The organism is Eikenella corrodens (assembly GCF_003990355.1).
In the GTDB taxonomy this organism is placed as follows: Bacteria; Pseudomonadota; Gammaproteobacteria; order Burkholderiales; family Neisseriaceae; genus Eikenella; species Eikenella corrodens_B.
Genome location: NZ_CP034670.1, coordinates 1,103,365 through 1,118,598, shown reverse-complemented (window position 1 = coordinate 1,118,598; position 15,234 = coordinate 1,103,365). Strand labels below are relative to the sequence as shown.

Here is a 15,234-nt window from a genome sequence, read left to right as displayed (position 1 = left end):
AGTGAATTAACAAAAACCAGTACGGCGTTGGCCCGACTTACCGTAACGTGTGTACTGTCTGCGGCTCGCCGCCTTGTCCTGATTTTTGTTAATCCACTATACAAATCCGCACCAAATCCCTCGCCAGCACCGCCTTCCACCCCTTTCCCTCCACCAGCCCTGTACCTTTGCTCTAAAATTTTCTGACTAAAGTCAACCCATGACATTATATTTTATGATATGATGTATCAATAAATAGATAGGCATCAAAATAAACTGCCAATTCAGCCACATTTCAAGATATTGTTCTTTAAAATCAACCAGCTTTAATGCAGGCAAGGTGTGTAAATAATTTTAATATTTACATACTTGAGTGCAACAGAAAAAGCAGCTGTTAATTTTTCTTAGCAGTACTTAACTGTAATCCGATATTCCGTCCGCCGCCAGTCTTGGGTGCTGAAATTCTATAATCCCACACCAAGCTGCCCAGCCAAAATATCATTAATCCTCTATCAATCACTTGCCTGCATATACCAATGCAGGTTTATTTTTTGCCCTTGTTCCGCAAGCGGCAAAACACAGGTTGCCACTACTGCCGCTGCGCCCTCCGACACGGCGGCAACGGTAGCAAAAGCCAGCCTACCGGCCGGCAAAAGCAGTTGTTTCTTAATTTACTTAAAGGATTTAGATCATGAAGAACATCTTATTAGGCTGTGGTCATAAGGAACTTGGTGACTATCTGAAGAACTTGATTGAAACTTTGGAAAAGGGTGGTCACACCATCCGAATAGCCCATGACCCGCAAGAAATACTGACGTTCCTAAAACATGACGCCAGAATAGGCTCAGTGCTTTGTACACTGGATATTTTCAACCGAGAATTAGACGAACAAATTATCGCGCTCAACGACGAGCTGCCCGTATTCATCCTGAAACCCACCGATTGCGACAAACCAGTGGATTTCAGCGCCGTAGGCGACCACGCCACCTTCATCGATTGCCACCTGTTCAGCAACGAAGACGTTGTGGACAAAATTGAAAAAGCCATCCGGCACTATATCGACAACATCACACCGCCCTTCACCAAAGCCCTGTTCGATTATGTGGTTGAAAACAAATACACATTCTGTACTCCGGGTCACATGAGCGGTACTGCTTTCCTAAAATCTCCCGTAGGCAGCCTGTTCTACGACTTCTACGGCGAAAACACGTTCAAATCAGATATTTCCGTTTCTATGGGCGAATTGGGCTCCCTGCTCGACCACTCCGGCCCGCACAAAGAAGCCGAAGAATACATCGCCGAAACCTTCAATGCCGACCACAGCTACATCGTAACCAACGGCACTTCCACCGCCAACAAAATCGTGGGTATGTACTCCGTACCGGCCGGCAGCACCGTGCTGATTGACCGTAACTGCCACAAATCATTAACCCACCTGTTGATGATGAGCGACATTACCCCGGTGTATCTGAAACCGACCCGCAACGCCTACGGTATCTTGGGCGGTATTCCGCAAAAAGAATTCACCAAAGAAGTCATCACCGAGAAACTTGCCAAAGTTCCGGGCGCCACTTGGCCGGTACATGCCGTGATTACCAACTCCACTTATGACGGCCTGTTCTACAACACCGACAAGATCAAAGACACCCTGGATGTGAAATCCATCCACTTCGACTCCGCCTGGGTTCCCTACACCAACTTCAGCCCGATCTACAACGGCAAAACCGGTATGGGCGGCAAACAGGCCAAAGACAAGGTCATCTTTGAAACCCACTCCACCCACAAACTGCTGGCCGCATTCTCACAGGCTTCCATGATTCACGTTAAGGGCAACCTGAACACCGCCACCTTCGGCGAAGCCTACATGATGCACACCTCCACTTCCCCGTTCTACCCCATGGTAGCCTCTACCGAAGTGGCGGCAGCCATGATGCGCGGCAATGCCGGCAAACGCCTGATGCAGGATTCGCTGGAGCGCGCTGTTAAATTCCGTAAGGAAATCAAAAACCACAAAGCCCATGCCGATTCATGGTATTTCGACGTATGGCAACCTGAAAACGTGGACAACATCGAATGCTGGGAATTGCACCAAACCGACAAATGGCACGGCTTCAAAGACATCGACGCCCAGCACATGTACCTCGACCCGATCAAGGTAACCCTGCTCACCCCGGGCTTGGATAAAAACGGCCAGCTGGAAAAAACCGGTATCCCCGCCAACCTCGTTTCCAAATTCCTGGAAGACCGCGGCATCATCGTGGAAAAAACCGGCCCCTACAACATCCTCGTGCTCTTCAGCATCGGCGTGGACGACACCAAAGCCCTCAGCCTGCTGCACGCATTAAACGAGTTCAAAAACCTGTATGACGCCAACGCCACCGTGGAAGAAGTATTGCCGCGCGTATTCAATGAATCGCCCTCTTTCTATAAAGACATGCGGATTCAAGAATTGGCACAAGGCATCCACAGCCTGATCTGCAAACACAACCTGCCCGAACTCATGTTCAGCGCATTCGAAGTGTTGCCGACCATGGTGATGAACCCGCACAAAGCCTTCCAGCTTGAGCTCAAAGGCCAGATTGAAGACTGCTACTTGGAAGACATGATAGGCAAGATCAACGCCAACATGATTCTGCCCTATCCTCCCGGCGTACCGTTGGTAATGCCTGGTGAAATGATCACCGAAGAGAGCAAGCCCATCTTGGAATTCCTGATGATGCTGTGCGAAATCGGCGCCCACTTCCCCGGCTTCGAAACCGACATCCACGGCGCTTACCGCCAGGAAGACGGCCGCTACAAAGTTAAGATCGTTAAAGCTTAACCCACGCAGTACGGGGCTCCATGCCCCCGCAGCATAAACCAACCAGCCTGAGCAATCAGGCCGGTTTTTTATCTGCCGATCTAGCCGGGCAAGCAAAGGCTACCTGAAATTTTATAGTGGATTAAATTTAAATCAGGACAAGGCGGCGAGCCGCAGACAGTACACACGTTACGGCAAGGCGAGACAACGCTGTACTGGTTTTTGTTAATTCACTATAACTGCGCAGAAACTCTGCTGCGCCGTGCTTTCAGGTAGCCTCTTCCATACAAACTCCAACATCAAAATCATCACATAAACTTTCAGGTAGCCTCTCCATGCGAAAAGGCTACCTGAAGGCGTCAGTTTCAACCCAGTCAAAACCAACGAAACGGGTTACTGCTAAGCTAAAAGCCTGCTGCAACCAATCTTCGCTTAACGCTGCTGTCCGTGCACTGCCGTCCAAGCCGCGTCCAACCGGCGGCCGGCTTCTTCCAGGATGGTATTCGATTGTTGCGCGGCCACATCCGCCTCATTCAATTGCGTTTGCAACTTCGTGATTTCCGCCTGTTTCTGCTGCAAGGCAGTTTGTGCCGCTTCCAAGCGGGTGCGCAGTGTATTCACACGGCTGCCGTTATCGGTTTGCGCCTTCAATGCTTCCTGATACGCCATCTGCGCACTCAACAGCTCGGTTTGCGCCGCATCATCCGCCCAAGCGGGCGCAGCGGCGGCCAGCAGGCACAGCCCGGCTAAAATTCCCTTGATCCGCATATTTCCTCTCCTTAATTCTGCAAAAATCACAAAGTTTTGCCGCAGGCAATTTCAAACTGTTTGCCACCGGCCGAACCTTTCACCACCGGCTTGGCAGGCAGCCTGGCCGTTTCATATTGATTGGCAGCCAGCTTGTTGCCGGAGGCATCCCACATCTCCACTGCCGTCAAACGGCGCGTGCGCGCCTGGCAATCGAACTGCCATTGGTTGACCGCCGTTTTGAAATGCGGCGTGTTCACATAATGCTCGCGCCCCACATCCGACACCGTCATCCGCTCGCGGAAGCTAACCCGGCTGCCTTCTTTCCGAATGCTGGAAGTGTCTATTTCGTAACGCATATTACCGTTCTGGCTCAAGCCCACTTCCCTCCAGCTGCCGCCCAGGCTCGGCCCGCTGCCCATACTCGAACAACCCGCCAACACCAGCGCCGCACACAACCCGGCCCATCTCTTCAGTTGCATAAAAATCCTTTCAGGTAGCCTTCAAACGCTATAAAATCCGCGCCATTATATCCAACAAATCCCGCAAACGGAAAACTGCTCATGCCACAACCCTCTGCCCTCAACATCCTGCGCGAAGTTTTCGGCTACCACGCCTTCCGGGGGCGGCAGGAAGAAATCGTGAACGCGCTGGCAGAAGGGCAAAACCTGCTGGTGCTGATGCCCACCGGCGGCGGCAAATCCCTGTGCTATCAAATTCCCGCCCTGATGCGGCGCGGGCTGGCCGTGGTGGTGTCGCCGCTGATTGCCCTGATGGACGACCAAGTGGCCGCCCTGCAGGCCGCAGGCGTGGCCGCCGCCAGCGTGCACAGCGGCATCGGCAGCAGCCAGGTGCAGCAGATTGCCGACACCATCGAAGCAGGCTACCTGAAACTGCTCTACGTTTCCCCCGAGCGCCTGGTGAGCGAACGCTTCCTGCGCTTTCTCGACCACACCGAAATCAGCCTGTTCGCCATCGACGAAGCCCACTGCGTGAGCCAATGGGGGCACGACTTCCGCCCCGAATACCGCCAGCTCGGCCTCCTGGCCGACCGCTATCCCGCCATCCCCCGCATCGCCCTCACCGCCACCGCAGACGCCGAAACCCGTGCCGACATCAAACACTACCTCAAACTGGAAAACGCCGCCGAATACATCGCCAGCTTCGACCGCCCCAATATCTACTACCAAATCATCGAAAAAAACAACGGCAAAAAACAGCTGCTCGATTTTCTGAATAGCCGCCCCCACGGCGAAAGCGGCATTGTTTACTGCCTAAGCCGCAAAAAAGTGGAAGACACCGCCGCCTTTTTAAACGAACACGGCTACCGCGCCCTGCCTTATCACGCCGGCCTCACCATGACCGAGCGCAACGAAAACCAACACCGCTTCACCCGCGAAGAAGGCTTTATCATCGTGGCCACCGTCGCCTTCGGCATGGGCATCGACAAACCCGACGTGCGCTTCGTCGCCCACCTCGACATGCCGCAAAGCATCGAACACTTCTACCAGGAAAGCGGCCGCGCCGGGCGCGACGGCCAGCCCGCCGCCAGCTGGCTGTGCTACGGCCTCAACGACTATTCCCTGCTGCGCGAACGCATCCAAACCGGCAACAGCAGCGACTTCCAAAAGCAAATCGAACAGCAAAAACTCGAAGCCATGTTTGCCGTGTGCGAAACCTCCGGCTGCCGCCGCGCCGCCCTGTTGCGCCACTTCGGCGAAGCAATCCCCCCCTGCGGCCACTGCGACAACTGCCTGCACCCGCCCGTCCTCTTCAACGCCACCGAAAACGTGCAGAAACTCCTCAGCTGCGTATACCGCGTCGGCCAGCGCTTCGCCGCCGGCTACGTCATCAACGTATTGCGCGGCAAAGCCGACGACTGGATCCGCCAAAACTGCCACGACCAGCTCTCCACCTACGGCATCGGCACCGCCCTGTCCGACAAAGAATGGCGCGGCATCATCCGCCAATGCATCGGCCAAGGCCTGCTCGCCACCGACCCGCACAACTACCACGCCCTCATGCTCACCCAAGCCGCCCGCCCCGTGCTGCAAGGCAAGCAGGCCGTGATGCTGCGCCCGCTCAAACGCGAAAAATCCGCCACCCGCACCCCGCGCGAACAATGGCTGCGCACCGAGCGCGAAGAACGCCTCTGGCAAGCCCTGCGCCAATGGCGCACCGAACGTGCCCGCGCCGACAACGTGCCCTCCTACATCGTGTGCGGCGACCGCACCCTGCAAGACATCGTACAACAACGCCCCGTCAGCCTCACCGAACTGCAAAACATCTACGGCTTGGGCGAAGCCAAAATCCAAAAATTCGGCAGCGGTATCCTCGAAGTCTGCGCCCAATTCACTCAAGACAGCGACACAGCAACCACCCTGCCAGATGCCTAAGTTAATCCATAAAAGGCTACCTGAAATTTTCAGGTAGCCTTTTAAATGCAGACAACACGTTTCCAGCCAATTTATAGTGAATTAAATTTAAACCAGTACAGCGTTGGCTCGCCTTGCCGTAACGTGTGTACTATCTTCGGCTCGCCGCCTTGTCCTGATTTAAATTTAATCCACTATACCTTTGCCAAACATAGTGCAGCCCATATTGTTCGGAGCAAGCCGGGCAATACCGAAGCGGCAAAACCAGCCAATTTAAATATCAAAACACAGGCATTAATCAGATTTGATGTGGCACGAATCAACTAGCCGGGGCACAAACCGCCCTGCTCATACAGAATGATTCAGGCTACCTGAAAGCAGTCTGGCGCTACAAAACTCAGGCGGGGATATCTGCATTGCTCAAGATGTGTGCATCCCCGCCTCCTGCACAACCAAAAGGCTACCTGAAACCCATACCGCATATTTTCAGGTAGCCTTTCACGCAAACCGCCCTGTGGCATGATGCCGCAGGGCGGTATTTCAACAGCAAGAGCAAGTGGAAAACAGAATCCTGCTAAATCCCGCCTTGCGCCTTCACTTTCTCACCGCCTTCCAGCTTGTTCAACGCGGAGAGGTAGGCTTTGGCGGTAGCAGCCAGAATATCGGTATCCGCACCCTGGCCATTGGCCACACGGCCGTTTCTGGCCAGGCGCACGCCGGTTTCGCCTTGGCTTTCCGTGCCGAAGGTTACCGCGTTAACCGAATAAATCTGCAATTCCGCGCCGCTTTGCACCACGCTTTCGATGGCCTTGAAAATCGCATCTACCGGGCCGGAGCCGGTGGCTTCGGCGTGCCGCTCTTCGCCGTCGGCGCTGAACACGATTTCGGCGCGCGGCAGTTCGCCGGTTTCGGTAACGATGCGCTGGGAGATGAATTTGTAGCGCTCGGGCGCGAGGTTCGACATTTCGTCCGACACCAAAGCGTGCAGGTCTTCATCGAAGATTTCGCGTTTTTTGTCGGCCAAATCTTTAAAGCGGGCAAAGGCGGCGTTCAATGCCTCTTCGCTGTCCAATTCGATGCCCAGATCGGCCAGCTTGGCCTTAAACGCGCTGCGACCGGAGAGTTTGCCCAAAGTCAGGCGGTTGGTAGCCCAGCCCACGCTTTCGGCGGTCATGATTTCATAGGTTTGCGGGTGTTTGAGCACGCCGTCTTGGTGGATGCCGCTTTCGTGGGCAAAGGCGTTGGCGCCGACCACCGCTTTATTGGGCTGCACGGGATAACCCGTTACCGTAGATACCAATTTGGATGCGGGCACGATTTGTGTGGTGTCGATGCCGGTTTCCAAACCGAACAGGTCGTGCCGCACTTTCAGCGCCATCACGATTTCTTCCAGGCTGGCATTGCCCGCGCGTTCGCCTAGGCCGTTGATGGTGCATTCCACTTGGCGCACACCGGCTTGGATCGCGGCCAGCGAGTTGGCCACGGCCATGCCCAAATCGTTGTGGCAGTGGGTGGACCACACCACTTTGCCGCCGTTGGGCACACTGCGGATGATGCTGCCGATGCGCTCGTACCACACGGATGGGACAGAATAGCCCACGGTGTCGGGGATATTGATGGTGGTGGCACCGGCATCGATAACCGCCGTGAAGATTTTTGCCAAAAAGTCCAAATCGGAGCGCACCGCATCTTCGGCGGAGAATTCCACGTCGTCCGTGTATTCTTTGGCAATTTTCACCGCCTTCACCGCCGCGTCGATCACCTGCTGCGGCTTCATTTTCAGCTTGTATTCCATGTGGATGGGGCTGGTGGCGATGAAGGTGTGGATGCGTTTTTTCGGCGCGGGCGCAACCGCTTCGCCCGCCTTGCGCACATCGTTTTCCACCGCGCGCGCCAACGAGCAAACCGTGGATTTGGTGATGATTTTGGCAATGGCGTTCACCGATTCGAAATCGCCCGGGCTGGCGGCGGCAAAACCGGCCTCAATCACGTCCACCCCCATTTTTTCCAACTGGCGGGCGATGCGGATTTTCTCTTCCTTGGTCATGGATGCGCCGGGCGACTGCTCGCCGTCGCGCATGGTGGTGTCGAAAATAATGACGCGGTTGCTTTGCGGCTGCACGGTGTTTTTCTCCAAAGTTGTCTGCTGTTGCATAAAGGCATTCAAATCAATCGGCCTGCCCTGCGCTTCGGCCAAGGCGGTCAGCCTTTGCAGTTGCGCCAGCGGCAGCGAGCCGCGCGTGCGCCATTTGTAAATCGCCGCCGTGGAGGCAGCGCCTTCGGGATCATGTTGGCGCAAGGCCTCGGCCAACGCGTTTACGCCGCCGAAATAAGCAATCAGGAGATCGATATCGAGCTTCATAATGGACTTTCAGTCTAATTTAAACCACAAACTTGGCAAGTGCCGCCATAATAGACATGTTTAGACACAAAAGCAAATCTATTTATGCAAAATGATGTCATATAATGAATATAATCTATACTTATTGTCCACACCATTCACTTGTTGCACAAATGTCTTAACTTTTCCTACCACTTCAGTCGGTTACTGGACATAAATGTAAAGAAATCGCTATAATTCAAAACAGATACAGAGGGTTTCCGAAAAAGAGGGGCTTGCTGGCATACAACAACAAACAGCATCCCGCCGCTTACCAAGCGGCAAGCTTTGGAACGCAGGCCTTACGCCGCGATACAAACAGAGAATAAACACCGATTCTGATACCTACAGCCGGACAACTTCATCCCATGCAACCAAGGCTGCACTACACTGCCTTGCCAAGCAAACCAGCAAAATAATCGGAGATGCAAAGTGTTTCGTGCCACTACTTGCGGGGGACAGCGATGTTCGATTTATCTCTCTCTCTTACTTTCTTATTACTGGCATTGTTGCTATGGCTGCTGGTGCGCCTCAAACAGCACCACCGCCAACATAAGCCGCTCACCACGCACGGGCATGACGATTGCAGTTTTTTCACCCGTGAATACCACCGCGACCGACAATAGCCCATTCGTGGCAGCCGCGCGGTGCATATCTTGTTTTATAGTGGATTAACAAAAATCAGGACAAGGCAGCGAGCCGCAGACAGTACAAATAGTACGGCAAGGCGAGCCAACGCTGTACTGGTTTAAATTTAATTCACTATAACTCCGCTGAAGCAGATGCTTTCAGGTAGCCCCACTACAAAAAGGAATCCCATGCCGCATAGCCTCCGCCGGTCTATCTTCCTCAGCCTCGCCTTGGCCGCACTCTTGATTGCCCTGCCCGCCGCCGCGCAAACCCCGTCTGACGAATCCCTTAACCGGCTGATTGAGTTGCAGGATACCCCCTCCCAAATCCGGACCATCCTGTCCTCATCCCCCGATATAGTCAAACAGTACATTACCCGCCGCCTCAGTAATGATACCGAACTGACGCCAACACAACGCACCGCGCTGGCAGAGGTTTTACAGCGCTATACCCTCCGTGCCGACCGTGAAATTTTCCAATCGGAAGAGGTTTTGAGCGAATTACGCCGTATTCAGTACGATGCCATGCGCAAAACTTATACTCAAGAAGAAGTAGATGCCATGATTGCTTTCTACGGAACGCCAATCGGACAAAGCGTATTGCGCAAGCAAGGTGAATTTGCAAAAACCTATATGCCATCGCTGATTAGCATGATAGATAGGCATAACCAGCAAGCTTTCCAACGCCTGTGGCCGGATCTCCAACGCGAAATAGAAGTCATCATGCGCCCAAACCGCCCCGGCAGCGGCAAACGCCGTTAAACAGCCGAACAGCACAACGGCACGGCCAATTTCTCCCTGCAAACCCTACCCCGCCAAGCCGCTGTGCGGGTAAAATACGGCCATGCCAACAGGCTACCTGAAAATAAAGCCTCTACGCGGTTCAAACCCGGCGTAGCAGCGCGGCCAAGCCAAACTTTTCAGGTAGCCTTTAACACAGATAACCCGCAAAAATATCCTGATTGAGTCCCCATGCCCACCCTGTCCCAATTTCTCCAGCAACACCTCTCCGAACACCACCTCCCCGCCGAATTAGGCAGCGTGGTTTCCACCATCGTCCAAGCCTGCCAAACCATCAGCGTCCAAGTGCGCCAGGGTGCGCTCGCCGGCGTGCTGGGCGAGGCAGGCAGCAGCAATGTGCAAGACGAAGCCCAGAAAAAACTGGACGTTATCGCCAACCAAATCCTGATTGACGCTTTGCGCGCCAACTCCGCCGTGGCCGGCCTGGCCAGCGAAGAAGAAGAGCAGTTCGTACCCGCCGGCGATCAAGGCCGTTATCTCGTGCTGTTCGACCCTTTAGACGGCTCGTCCAATATCGACATCAATATTTCGGTCGGCACTATTTTCTCCATCTTGGAAAAACCCGCAGGCCCGCTCTCCGCCCACTCCTTCCTGCAAAGCGGCCGTGCCCAAGTAGCCAGCGGCTATGCGCTCTACGGGCCGCAAACCCAGCTCGTGCTCTGCCTGCGCCACGGCGTGGCCGTGTTTACCCTGGATGCGGGCGGCCAATTTGTCCAAACCCAGCTCAACCCGCAAATCCCGCAGGCCACGCGCGAATTTGCCATTAATATGTCCAACCAGCGCCATTGGCAGCCGCCCATGCAGCAATACATTGCCGAACTGCTCGCTGGGGAAACCGGCCCCCGCGGCAAAAACTACAATATGCGCTGGGTGGCCAGCATGGTGGCCGAAATCCACCGCATCCTCATGCGCGGCGGCATCTTTATGTATCCCAAAGACGCGCGTGACCCGGCCAAGCCCGGCAAACTGCGCCTGATGTATGAAGCCAACCCCTTGAGCCTCATCATCGAACAAGCAGGCGGCGCAGCCACCAACGCCCGCGAAAACATGCTCGATATCCAGCCCGAAGGCCTGCACCAGCGCGTGGCCGTAATCATGGGCAGCCGCGAAGAAGTGGATTACGCCACCCGCTTGCACCAACAATAAACCCTAGGGCTACCTGAAATAATTTCGGCTTTGCCGAAACAGCCGCCCGCAACAAAATATTGCTTTAACCCGTTGAAGCAGATGCTTTCAGGTAGCCTCTCCCCTTAAGTTTTTAATCCGACATCGAACACACCATGCAAACCATCCGCGCCGCCGCCATCCAACTCGTTTCCCACACCGACCCCGCCGTCAACCGCCGCAGCGTCGTACAGCAAGTGGCCGCTGCCGCCCAAGCAGGTGCCGACTGGGTGCTGCTGCCCGAATACTGGCCGCTGATGGGCCGGCACGACACCGACAAACTCGCCCAAGCCGAACAATTCGGCCGCGGCCCCCTGCAAATCTTCATGGCCGAGCTGGCCGCCCGCCACCGCATCGTCTTATTCGGCGGCAGCATCCCCCTGCTCGCCAACGAAAGCGGCAAAATCATCAACAGCCTGCTCGTATACGGTCGCGACGGCCAATGCCTCAGCCGCTACGACAAAACCCACCTCTTCAGCTACACCGGCATCGGCGAAAGCTACCGCGAAGCCGACACCATCGAAGCCGGCAACCGCATCCCCCCGTCGGTGGAAATCGACGGCTGGCGCTACGGCCAAGGCGTGTGCTACGACCTGCGCTTCCCCGAAATCTTCCGCGCCCAGCAGCCGTTCGACGTACTCCTCCTGCCCGCCGCCTTCACCTACACCACCGGCAAAGCCCACTGGCAAACCCTGCTGCAAGCCCGCGCCATCGAAAACCAATGCTACGTTATCGCCGCCGCCCAAGGCGGCCTGCACGACAGCGGCCGGCGCACCTATGGCCACAGCATGATTATCGACCCCTGGGGCGAAATCCTCGCCGAGCGGCCAGAAGGCGAAGGCTGGATCATGGCCGAACTCAAGCCCCAACGCCTGCACACCGTGCGCAACCAACTACCCGCCCTGCAACACCGCCGGTTTTAAACAAAAAGGCTACCTGAAAAACTATTTCTTATTTTCAGGTAGCCTTAGCACAGCCAGCCAAGCGAATTAAAACCCTCCCCACCATCCGATAGGAGAAAATATGAGAGCCGTCCGCACCATTCTGAGCACCGCCCTTCTCATTACCGCCCTAAGCGGCTGCCAAAACGTGGCAGACATCCTTGAAGAAGTGAATAACCTAACCACCAGCGTTAACGAGTTTGCCAACGGCCAACCCATCAGCAGCAAGAGCGCACCGATGAGCAGCGGCACCAGCGCCTCCATCACCCAATCCCTTAACCGCGCCGTGCCAAACCGCGGTGCCGCCCCGCTCTTCAACGATGCCAAACCGGCCATTGCCAACTATATCGGCCTCATCGCCTGCGGCGCATCGTCTGGCCGTCTCCAGCGCTATAGCGCACCCGGCACTCAAAGCGGCAACCTTGCCCTGCCGCACGGCAATATGGAGCATCACACCGGCGGGTGCCTGCGCATTTTGCGCGTAAACAACATCCGCAAACTCGCAGCCAATACCCTCTCATTCGATGTGTACTATATGTCGCCACAAAGCAAAGAAGTGGTGCGCCGAACCCATCGCGCCATCAAGCAACCGGATGGCGAGTGGCTGTTTAATTTCTACGGTTGGTAATCCAACAAGGCTACCTGAAAGCCTGAGCCGCAAGGCAGTTAAAACCACACGGCAACCCATTCACAAGAAAGCAAACCATGCAAAAAATCGTCGTCCTCACCGGCGCCGGCATCAGCGCCGACAGCGGCCTGCGCACCTTCCGCGACACCGACGGCCTGTGGGAAGGCTACAAAGTGGAAGAAGTGTGCACGCCCGAAGCCTTCGCGCGCAATCCCAAGCTCGTGATCGACTTCTACAACGAACGCCGCCGCCAAGCGCGGGCCGCCGAGCCCAATGCCGCCCACCGCGCGCTGGCCGAACTGGAAAAATATTATCAGGTTCAAATCGTTACCCAAAACGTGGACGACCTGCACGAACGCGCCGGCAGCAGCAACGTGCTGCACCTGCACGGCGAATTGAACAAAGCCCGCAGCAGCGCCGACGAAAACTACGTAATCGAATGGACGGGCGACCAATCCGTCAGCGACACCGACCCGCAAGGCCGCCCCATGCGCCCGCACATCGTTTGGTTCGGCGAGGCCGTGCCGCTGATTGAAACTGCCGCCCGCCGGGTATCGCAAGCCGATAAAATACTGGTGGTCGGCACCTCGATGCAGGTGTATCCCGCCGCCGGCCTGCTGGAATACGCGCCCTACGAGGCCGAACGCTATCTGGTCGATCCGCGCCCGCCGAAAGGCTTGGCAAACATCAGCATTATCGAAGCCAAAGCCAAAGACGGTGTGCCGCCGCTGGTGGAAAAACTGATTGCCGAAGCCGCGCGGCGCTGATTGCCGCCAGGCCGCCAGAAACATACGCCGGTTTCGCCGAAACCAGCCCGCTGTTTTCAGGTAGCCCCTCCTGCGGCAAAAGGCTACCTGAAAACCATAACCCTTTATTTCAAAAACCACTTACCTAAAATACGCCCATGACCACCATCCTGCTTTACTCCTTTACCTACCTGGCTTTCGCCGTTGCCGCCGTGCTCGTCTCCAAAAAACTGGGCTTGGGTTCGGTGTTGGGCTATTTGATGGCCGGTATCGCCATCGGCCCGGTTTTAGGTTTTGCCGGCAAAGAAACCGAATCCATCCAGCACGTTGCCGAATTCGGCGTAGTGATGATGCTGTTTCTGGTTGGTTTGGAGCTGGCACCGCAAAAGCTGTGGCAACTGCGGCATAAGCTCTTGGGGCTGGGCGGATTGCAGGTGCTGCTTTCTGTGGCAGCGATTGCCAGCATCACCATAGCCATCGGCAAAAGCTGGCAGATGGGCGTGGCCGTGGGTTGTATCCTGGCGCTCTCCTCCACCGCCATCGTGCTGCAAACCTATAGCGAAAAAAACCTGATGCAGTCGCCCGGCGGGCAGGCAGGCTTTGCCATCCTGCTGTTTCAAGACGTGGCCGCCATCCCGATGCTGGCGCTCTTGCCGCTCTTGGCCGCCAGCCACCACCACCGGAGCGGCCCGAACACCACCAATCTGCTGGCCGACCAGCCCGGCTGGGTGCTTGCCGCCGTGAGCATTGCCGCTATTTTGCTGATTGCCGTAGGTGTGCGTTATCTGGTGCCGCGTATGTTCCGCTTCATCAGCAAAGTCCGCCTCAACGAAATGTTCACCATGTTCACCCTGGCCGTGGTGGTGGGCATTGCCACGCTGATGTCGCTCGTCGGCCTCTCCCCTGCTCTGGGCGCGTTCGTGGCCGGCGTGGCGCTGGCCAACAGCTCCTACCGGCACGAAATGGAAAGCCACCTCGAGCCCTTCAAAGGCCTGCTTTTAGGGCTGTTTTTCGTCACCGTGGGCGCGGGCATGAATTTCGCCCTGCTGTATAAAGAATTTTGGGTAGTGGCCGCCATCACCTTGGCCACGCTGGCGGTAAAAGGCACCATCCTCTTTATCCTCGGCCTGCTGTTCCGCCTGCCGCGCATGGGCAGCAAACTGCTCGCGCTCAGCCTGGCGCAGGCCGGTGAATTCGGCTTTGTGCTGCTTACCATCGCCCGCCAGAGCCATGTTCTGCCGCGCGCCATGGCCGACCGCATCTCGTTGGTGGTTGCTCTCTCCATGCTGCTCACCCCGCTCCTGTTTATCTTCTATGACAAAGTGGTTGCCCCGCGCGGCATCGTGGAAGAAAACCAAGAGCGCCCGCAAGACGTGATTGAAGAGGAAAACCCCGTCATCCTGCTCGGCCACGGCCGCTTCGGCCAGCAAATCAACAACCTGCTCACCGCCTGCGGCTTCCACACCACCGTGATCGACTACCAGGCCGACACCGTGGAAGGCCTCACCAAATACGGCAGCAAAACCTACTACGGCGACGCCACCCGCCCCGAACTGCTCAACTCCATCGGCCTGGCGCACGCCAAACTGCTCATCATCTGCATCGGCAACCGCGAGCAGTCCACCGAAATCGTGGAATTCGTCCACCGCCACTATCCCAACCTGCCCATCATCGCCCGCGCCCACGACCGCATCCACGCCTACCACCTGCACCATGCCGGCGCCAACTACATCATCCGCGAAACCGTAGATGCCGCCATCCGCAGCGGCCGCCTCGCGCTGGAAAAACTCGGCATCAACTCCGAAAAAGCCCAAGAGCTCAGCGAGTTCTACGCCGCCCGCGACCGCTACCAAATGGACAAAATGGCCGAGAAATATACCCCCGACCTGCCCGTGTTTGCCAACGAGCCCCTGCTCGAAACCGCCCGCGAAATCGACGTCGAAACCGCCAAAATGATGCAGGCCATACTGCGCGGCGAAAACGTAGAATGGCAGGAAGACCCCGAAAGCTGGACCCGCCTGAAAAAAGGCCTTGCCTAAACCGC

General features: G+C 56.1%; 13 protein-coding genes. 10 read left to right on the top strand and 3 right to left on the bottom strand.

What is annotated here, in order from left to right; all coding sequences use genetic code 11:
• The first annotated feature begins 670 nt into the window (after positions 1–670).
• Positions 671–2,800: a lysine decarboxylase LdcC gene (locus tag ELB75_RS05605; protein WP_126983078.1), complete on the top strand. Its 2,130-nt coding sequence runs from the start codon at positions 671–673 to the stop codon at positions 2,798–2,800.
• Positions 2,801–3,211: 411 nt separating this feature from the next.
• On the opposite strand, the gene ELB75_RS05600 is transcribed toward ELB75_RS05605, so the two are convergent.
• Complete coding sequence (locus ELB75_RS05600) at positions 3,212–3,547, bottom strand: hypothetical protein (protein ID WP_241236114.1); 336 nt, start codon at positions 3,545–3,547, stop codon at positions 3,212–3,214.
• Between the two features lie 26 nt (positions 3,548–3,573).
• Positions 3,574–4,008, bottom strand: coding sequence for a surface-adhesin E family protein (locus ELB75_RS05595; protein ID WP_126983076.1), 435 nt, complete (start codon positions 4,006–4,008; stop codon positions 3,574–3,576).
• 81 nt (positions 4,009–4,089) lie between these two features.
• Between ELB75_RS05595 and recQ the strand changes: the two genes are divergently transcribed.
• Positions 4,090–5,922 (top strand): DNA helicase RecQ, encoded by a 1,833-nt coding sequence (recQ, locus tag ELB75_RS05590; RefSeq protein WP_126983075.1) that lies wholly within the window; start codon positions 4,090–4,092, stop codon positions 5,920–5,922.
• Between the two features lie 45 nt (positions 5,923–5,967).
• Entirely contained in the window at positions 5,968–6,228 is a 261-nt protein-coding gene (locus ELB75_RS05585) for a hypothetical protein (RefSeq protein WP_126983074.1), read from the top strand.
• 247 nt (positions 6,229–6,475) lie between these two features.
• On the opposite strand, the gene ELB75_RS05580 is transcribed toward ELB75_RS05585, so the two are convergent.
• On the bottom strand, positions 6,476–8,263 hold the full coding sequence (locus ELB75_RS05580; protein WP_126983073.1) for a 2-isopropylmalate synthase: 1,788 nt from the start codon (positions 8,261–8,263) through the stop codon (positions 6,476–6,478).
• A gap of 482 nt (positions 8,264–8,745) precedes the next feature.
• Here ELB75_RS05580 and ELB75_RS12470 point away from each other — a divergent pair, with 482 nt between their 5' ends.
• The 7 genes from ELB75_RS12470 to ELB75_RS05545 all read left to right on the top strand — a co-directional run bounded on the left by ELB75_RS12470 (position 8,746) and on the right by ELB75_RS05545 (position 15,229).
• On the top strand, positions 8,746–8,907 hold the full coding sequence (locus ELB75_RS12470) for a hypothetical protein (RefSeq protein ID WP_156503702.1): 162 nt from the start codon (positions 8,746–8,748) through the stop codon (positions 8,905–8,907).
• A 192-nt stretch (positions 8,908–9,099) separates the two neighbouring features.
• Positions 9,100–9,672, top strand: coding sequence for a DUF2059 domain-containing protein (locus ELB75_RS05570; RefSeq protein ID WP_164726815.1), 573 nt, complete (start codon positions 9,100–9,102; stop codon positions 9,670–9,672).
• Positions 9,673–9,882: 210 nt separating this feature from the next.
• Positions 9,883–10,857 carry a class 1 fructose-bisphosphatase gene (locus ELB75_RS05565; protein WP_126983071.1) on the top strand — a complete coding sequence of 325 codons (975 nt, stop codon included), beginning with the start codon at positions 9,883–9,885 and terminating at the stop codon, positions 10,855–10,857.
• A gap of 134 nt (positions 10,858–10,991) precedes the next feature.
• Positions 10,992–11,798 (top strand): carbon-nitrogen hydrolase family protein, encoded by an 807-nt coding sequence (locus ELB75_RS05560; protein ID WP_126983070.1) that lies wholly within the window; start codon positions 10,992–10,994, stop codon positions 11,796–11,798.
• Between the two features lie 100 nt (positions 11,799–11,898).
• Positions 11,899–12,444, top strand: a complete 546-nt coding sequence (locus tag ELB75_RS05555; RefSeq protein WP_126983069.1) for a hypothetical protein — start codon at positions 11,899–11,901, stop codon at positions 12,442–12,444.
• Between the two features lie 77 nt (positions 12,445–12,521).
• Positions 12,522–13,211: an SIR2 family NAD-dependent protein deacylase gene (locus tag ELB75_RS05550; RefSeq protein WP_126983068.1), complete on the top strand. Its 690-nt coding sequence runs from the start codon at positions 12,522–12,524 to the stop codon at positions 13,209–13,211.
• A gap of 137 nt (positions 13,212–13,348) precedes the next feature.
• Entirely contained in the window at positions 13,349–15,229 is a 1,881-nt protein-coding gene (locus tag ELB75_RS05545; RefSeq protein ID WP_126983067.1) for a monovalent cation:proton antiporter-2 (CPA2) family protein, read from the top strand.
• The last annotated feature ends 5 nt before the right edge of the window (positions 15,230–15,234 follow it).

Excerpts from the sequence above, each read along its gene's own strand:
- ELB75_RS05555 (WP_126983069.1), top strand. The coding sequence starts at position 11,899 with ATGAGAGCCGTCCGCACCATTCTGAGCACCGCCCTTCTCATTACCGCC.
- ELB75_RS05605 (WP_126983078.1), top strand. The coding sequence starts at position 671 with ATGAAGAACATCTTATTAGGCTGTGGTCATAAGGAACTTGGTGACTAT.
- recQ (WP_126983075.1), top strand. The coding sequence starts at position 4,090 with ATGCCACAACCCTCTGCCCTCAACATCCTGCGCGAAGTTTTCGGCTAC.
- ELB75_RS05565 (WP_126983071.1), top strand. The coding sequence starts at position 9,883 with ATGCCCACCCTGTCCCAATTTCTCCAGCAACACCTCTCCGAACACCAC.
- ELB75_RS05550 (WP_126983068.1), top strand. The coding sequence starts at position 12,522 with ATGCAAAAAATCGTCGTCCTCACCGGCGCCGGCATCAGCGCCGACAGC.
- ELB75_RS05580 (WP_126983073.1), bottom strand. The coding sequence starts at position 8,263 with ATGAAGCTCGATATCGATCTCCTGATTGCTTATTTCGGCGGCGTAAAC.
- ELB75_RS05545 (WP_126983067.1), top strand. The coding sequence starts at position 13,349 with ATGACCACCATCCTGCTTTACTCCTTTACCTACCTGGCTTTCGCCGTT.
- ELB75_RS05585 (WP_126983074.1), top strand. The coding sequence starts at position 5,968 with ATGCAGACAACACGTTTCCAGCCAATTTATAGTGAATTAAATTTAAAC.
- ELB75_RS05560 (WP_126983070.1), top strand. The coding sequence starts at position 10,992 with ATGCAAACCATCCGCGCCGCCGCCATCCAACTCGTTTCCCACACCGAC.
- ELB75_RS12470 (WP_156503702.1), top strand. The coding sequence starts at position 8,746 with ATGTTCGATTTATCTCTCTCTCTTACTTTCTTATTACTGGCATTGTTG.
- ELB75_RS05595 (WP_126983076.1), bottom strand. The coding sequence starts at position 4,008 with ATGCAACTGAAGAGATGGGCCGGGTTGTGTGCGGCGCTGGTGTTGGCG.
- ELB75_RS05600 (WP_241236114.1), bottom strand. The coding sequence starts at position 3,547 with ATGCGGATCAAGGGAATTTTAGCCGGGCTGTGCCTGCTGGCCGCCGCT.
- ELB75_RS05570 (WP_164726815.1), top strand. The coding sequence starts at position 9,100 with ATGCCGCATAGCCTCCGCCGGTCTATCTTCCTCAGCCTCGCCTTGGCC.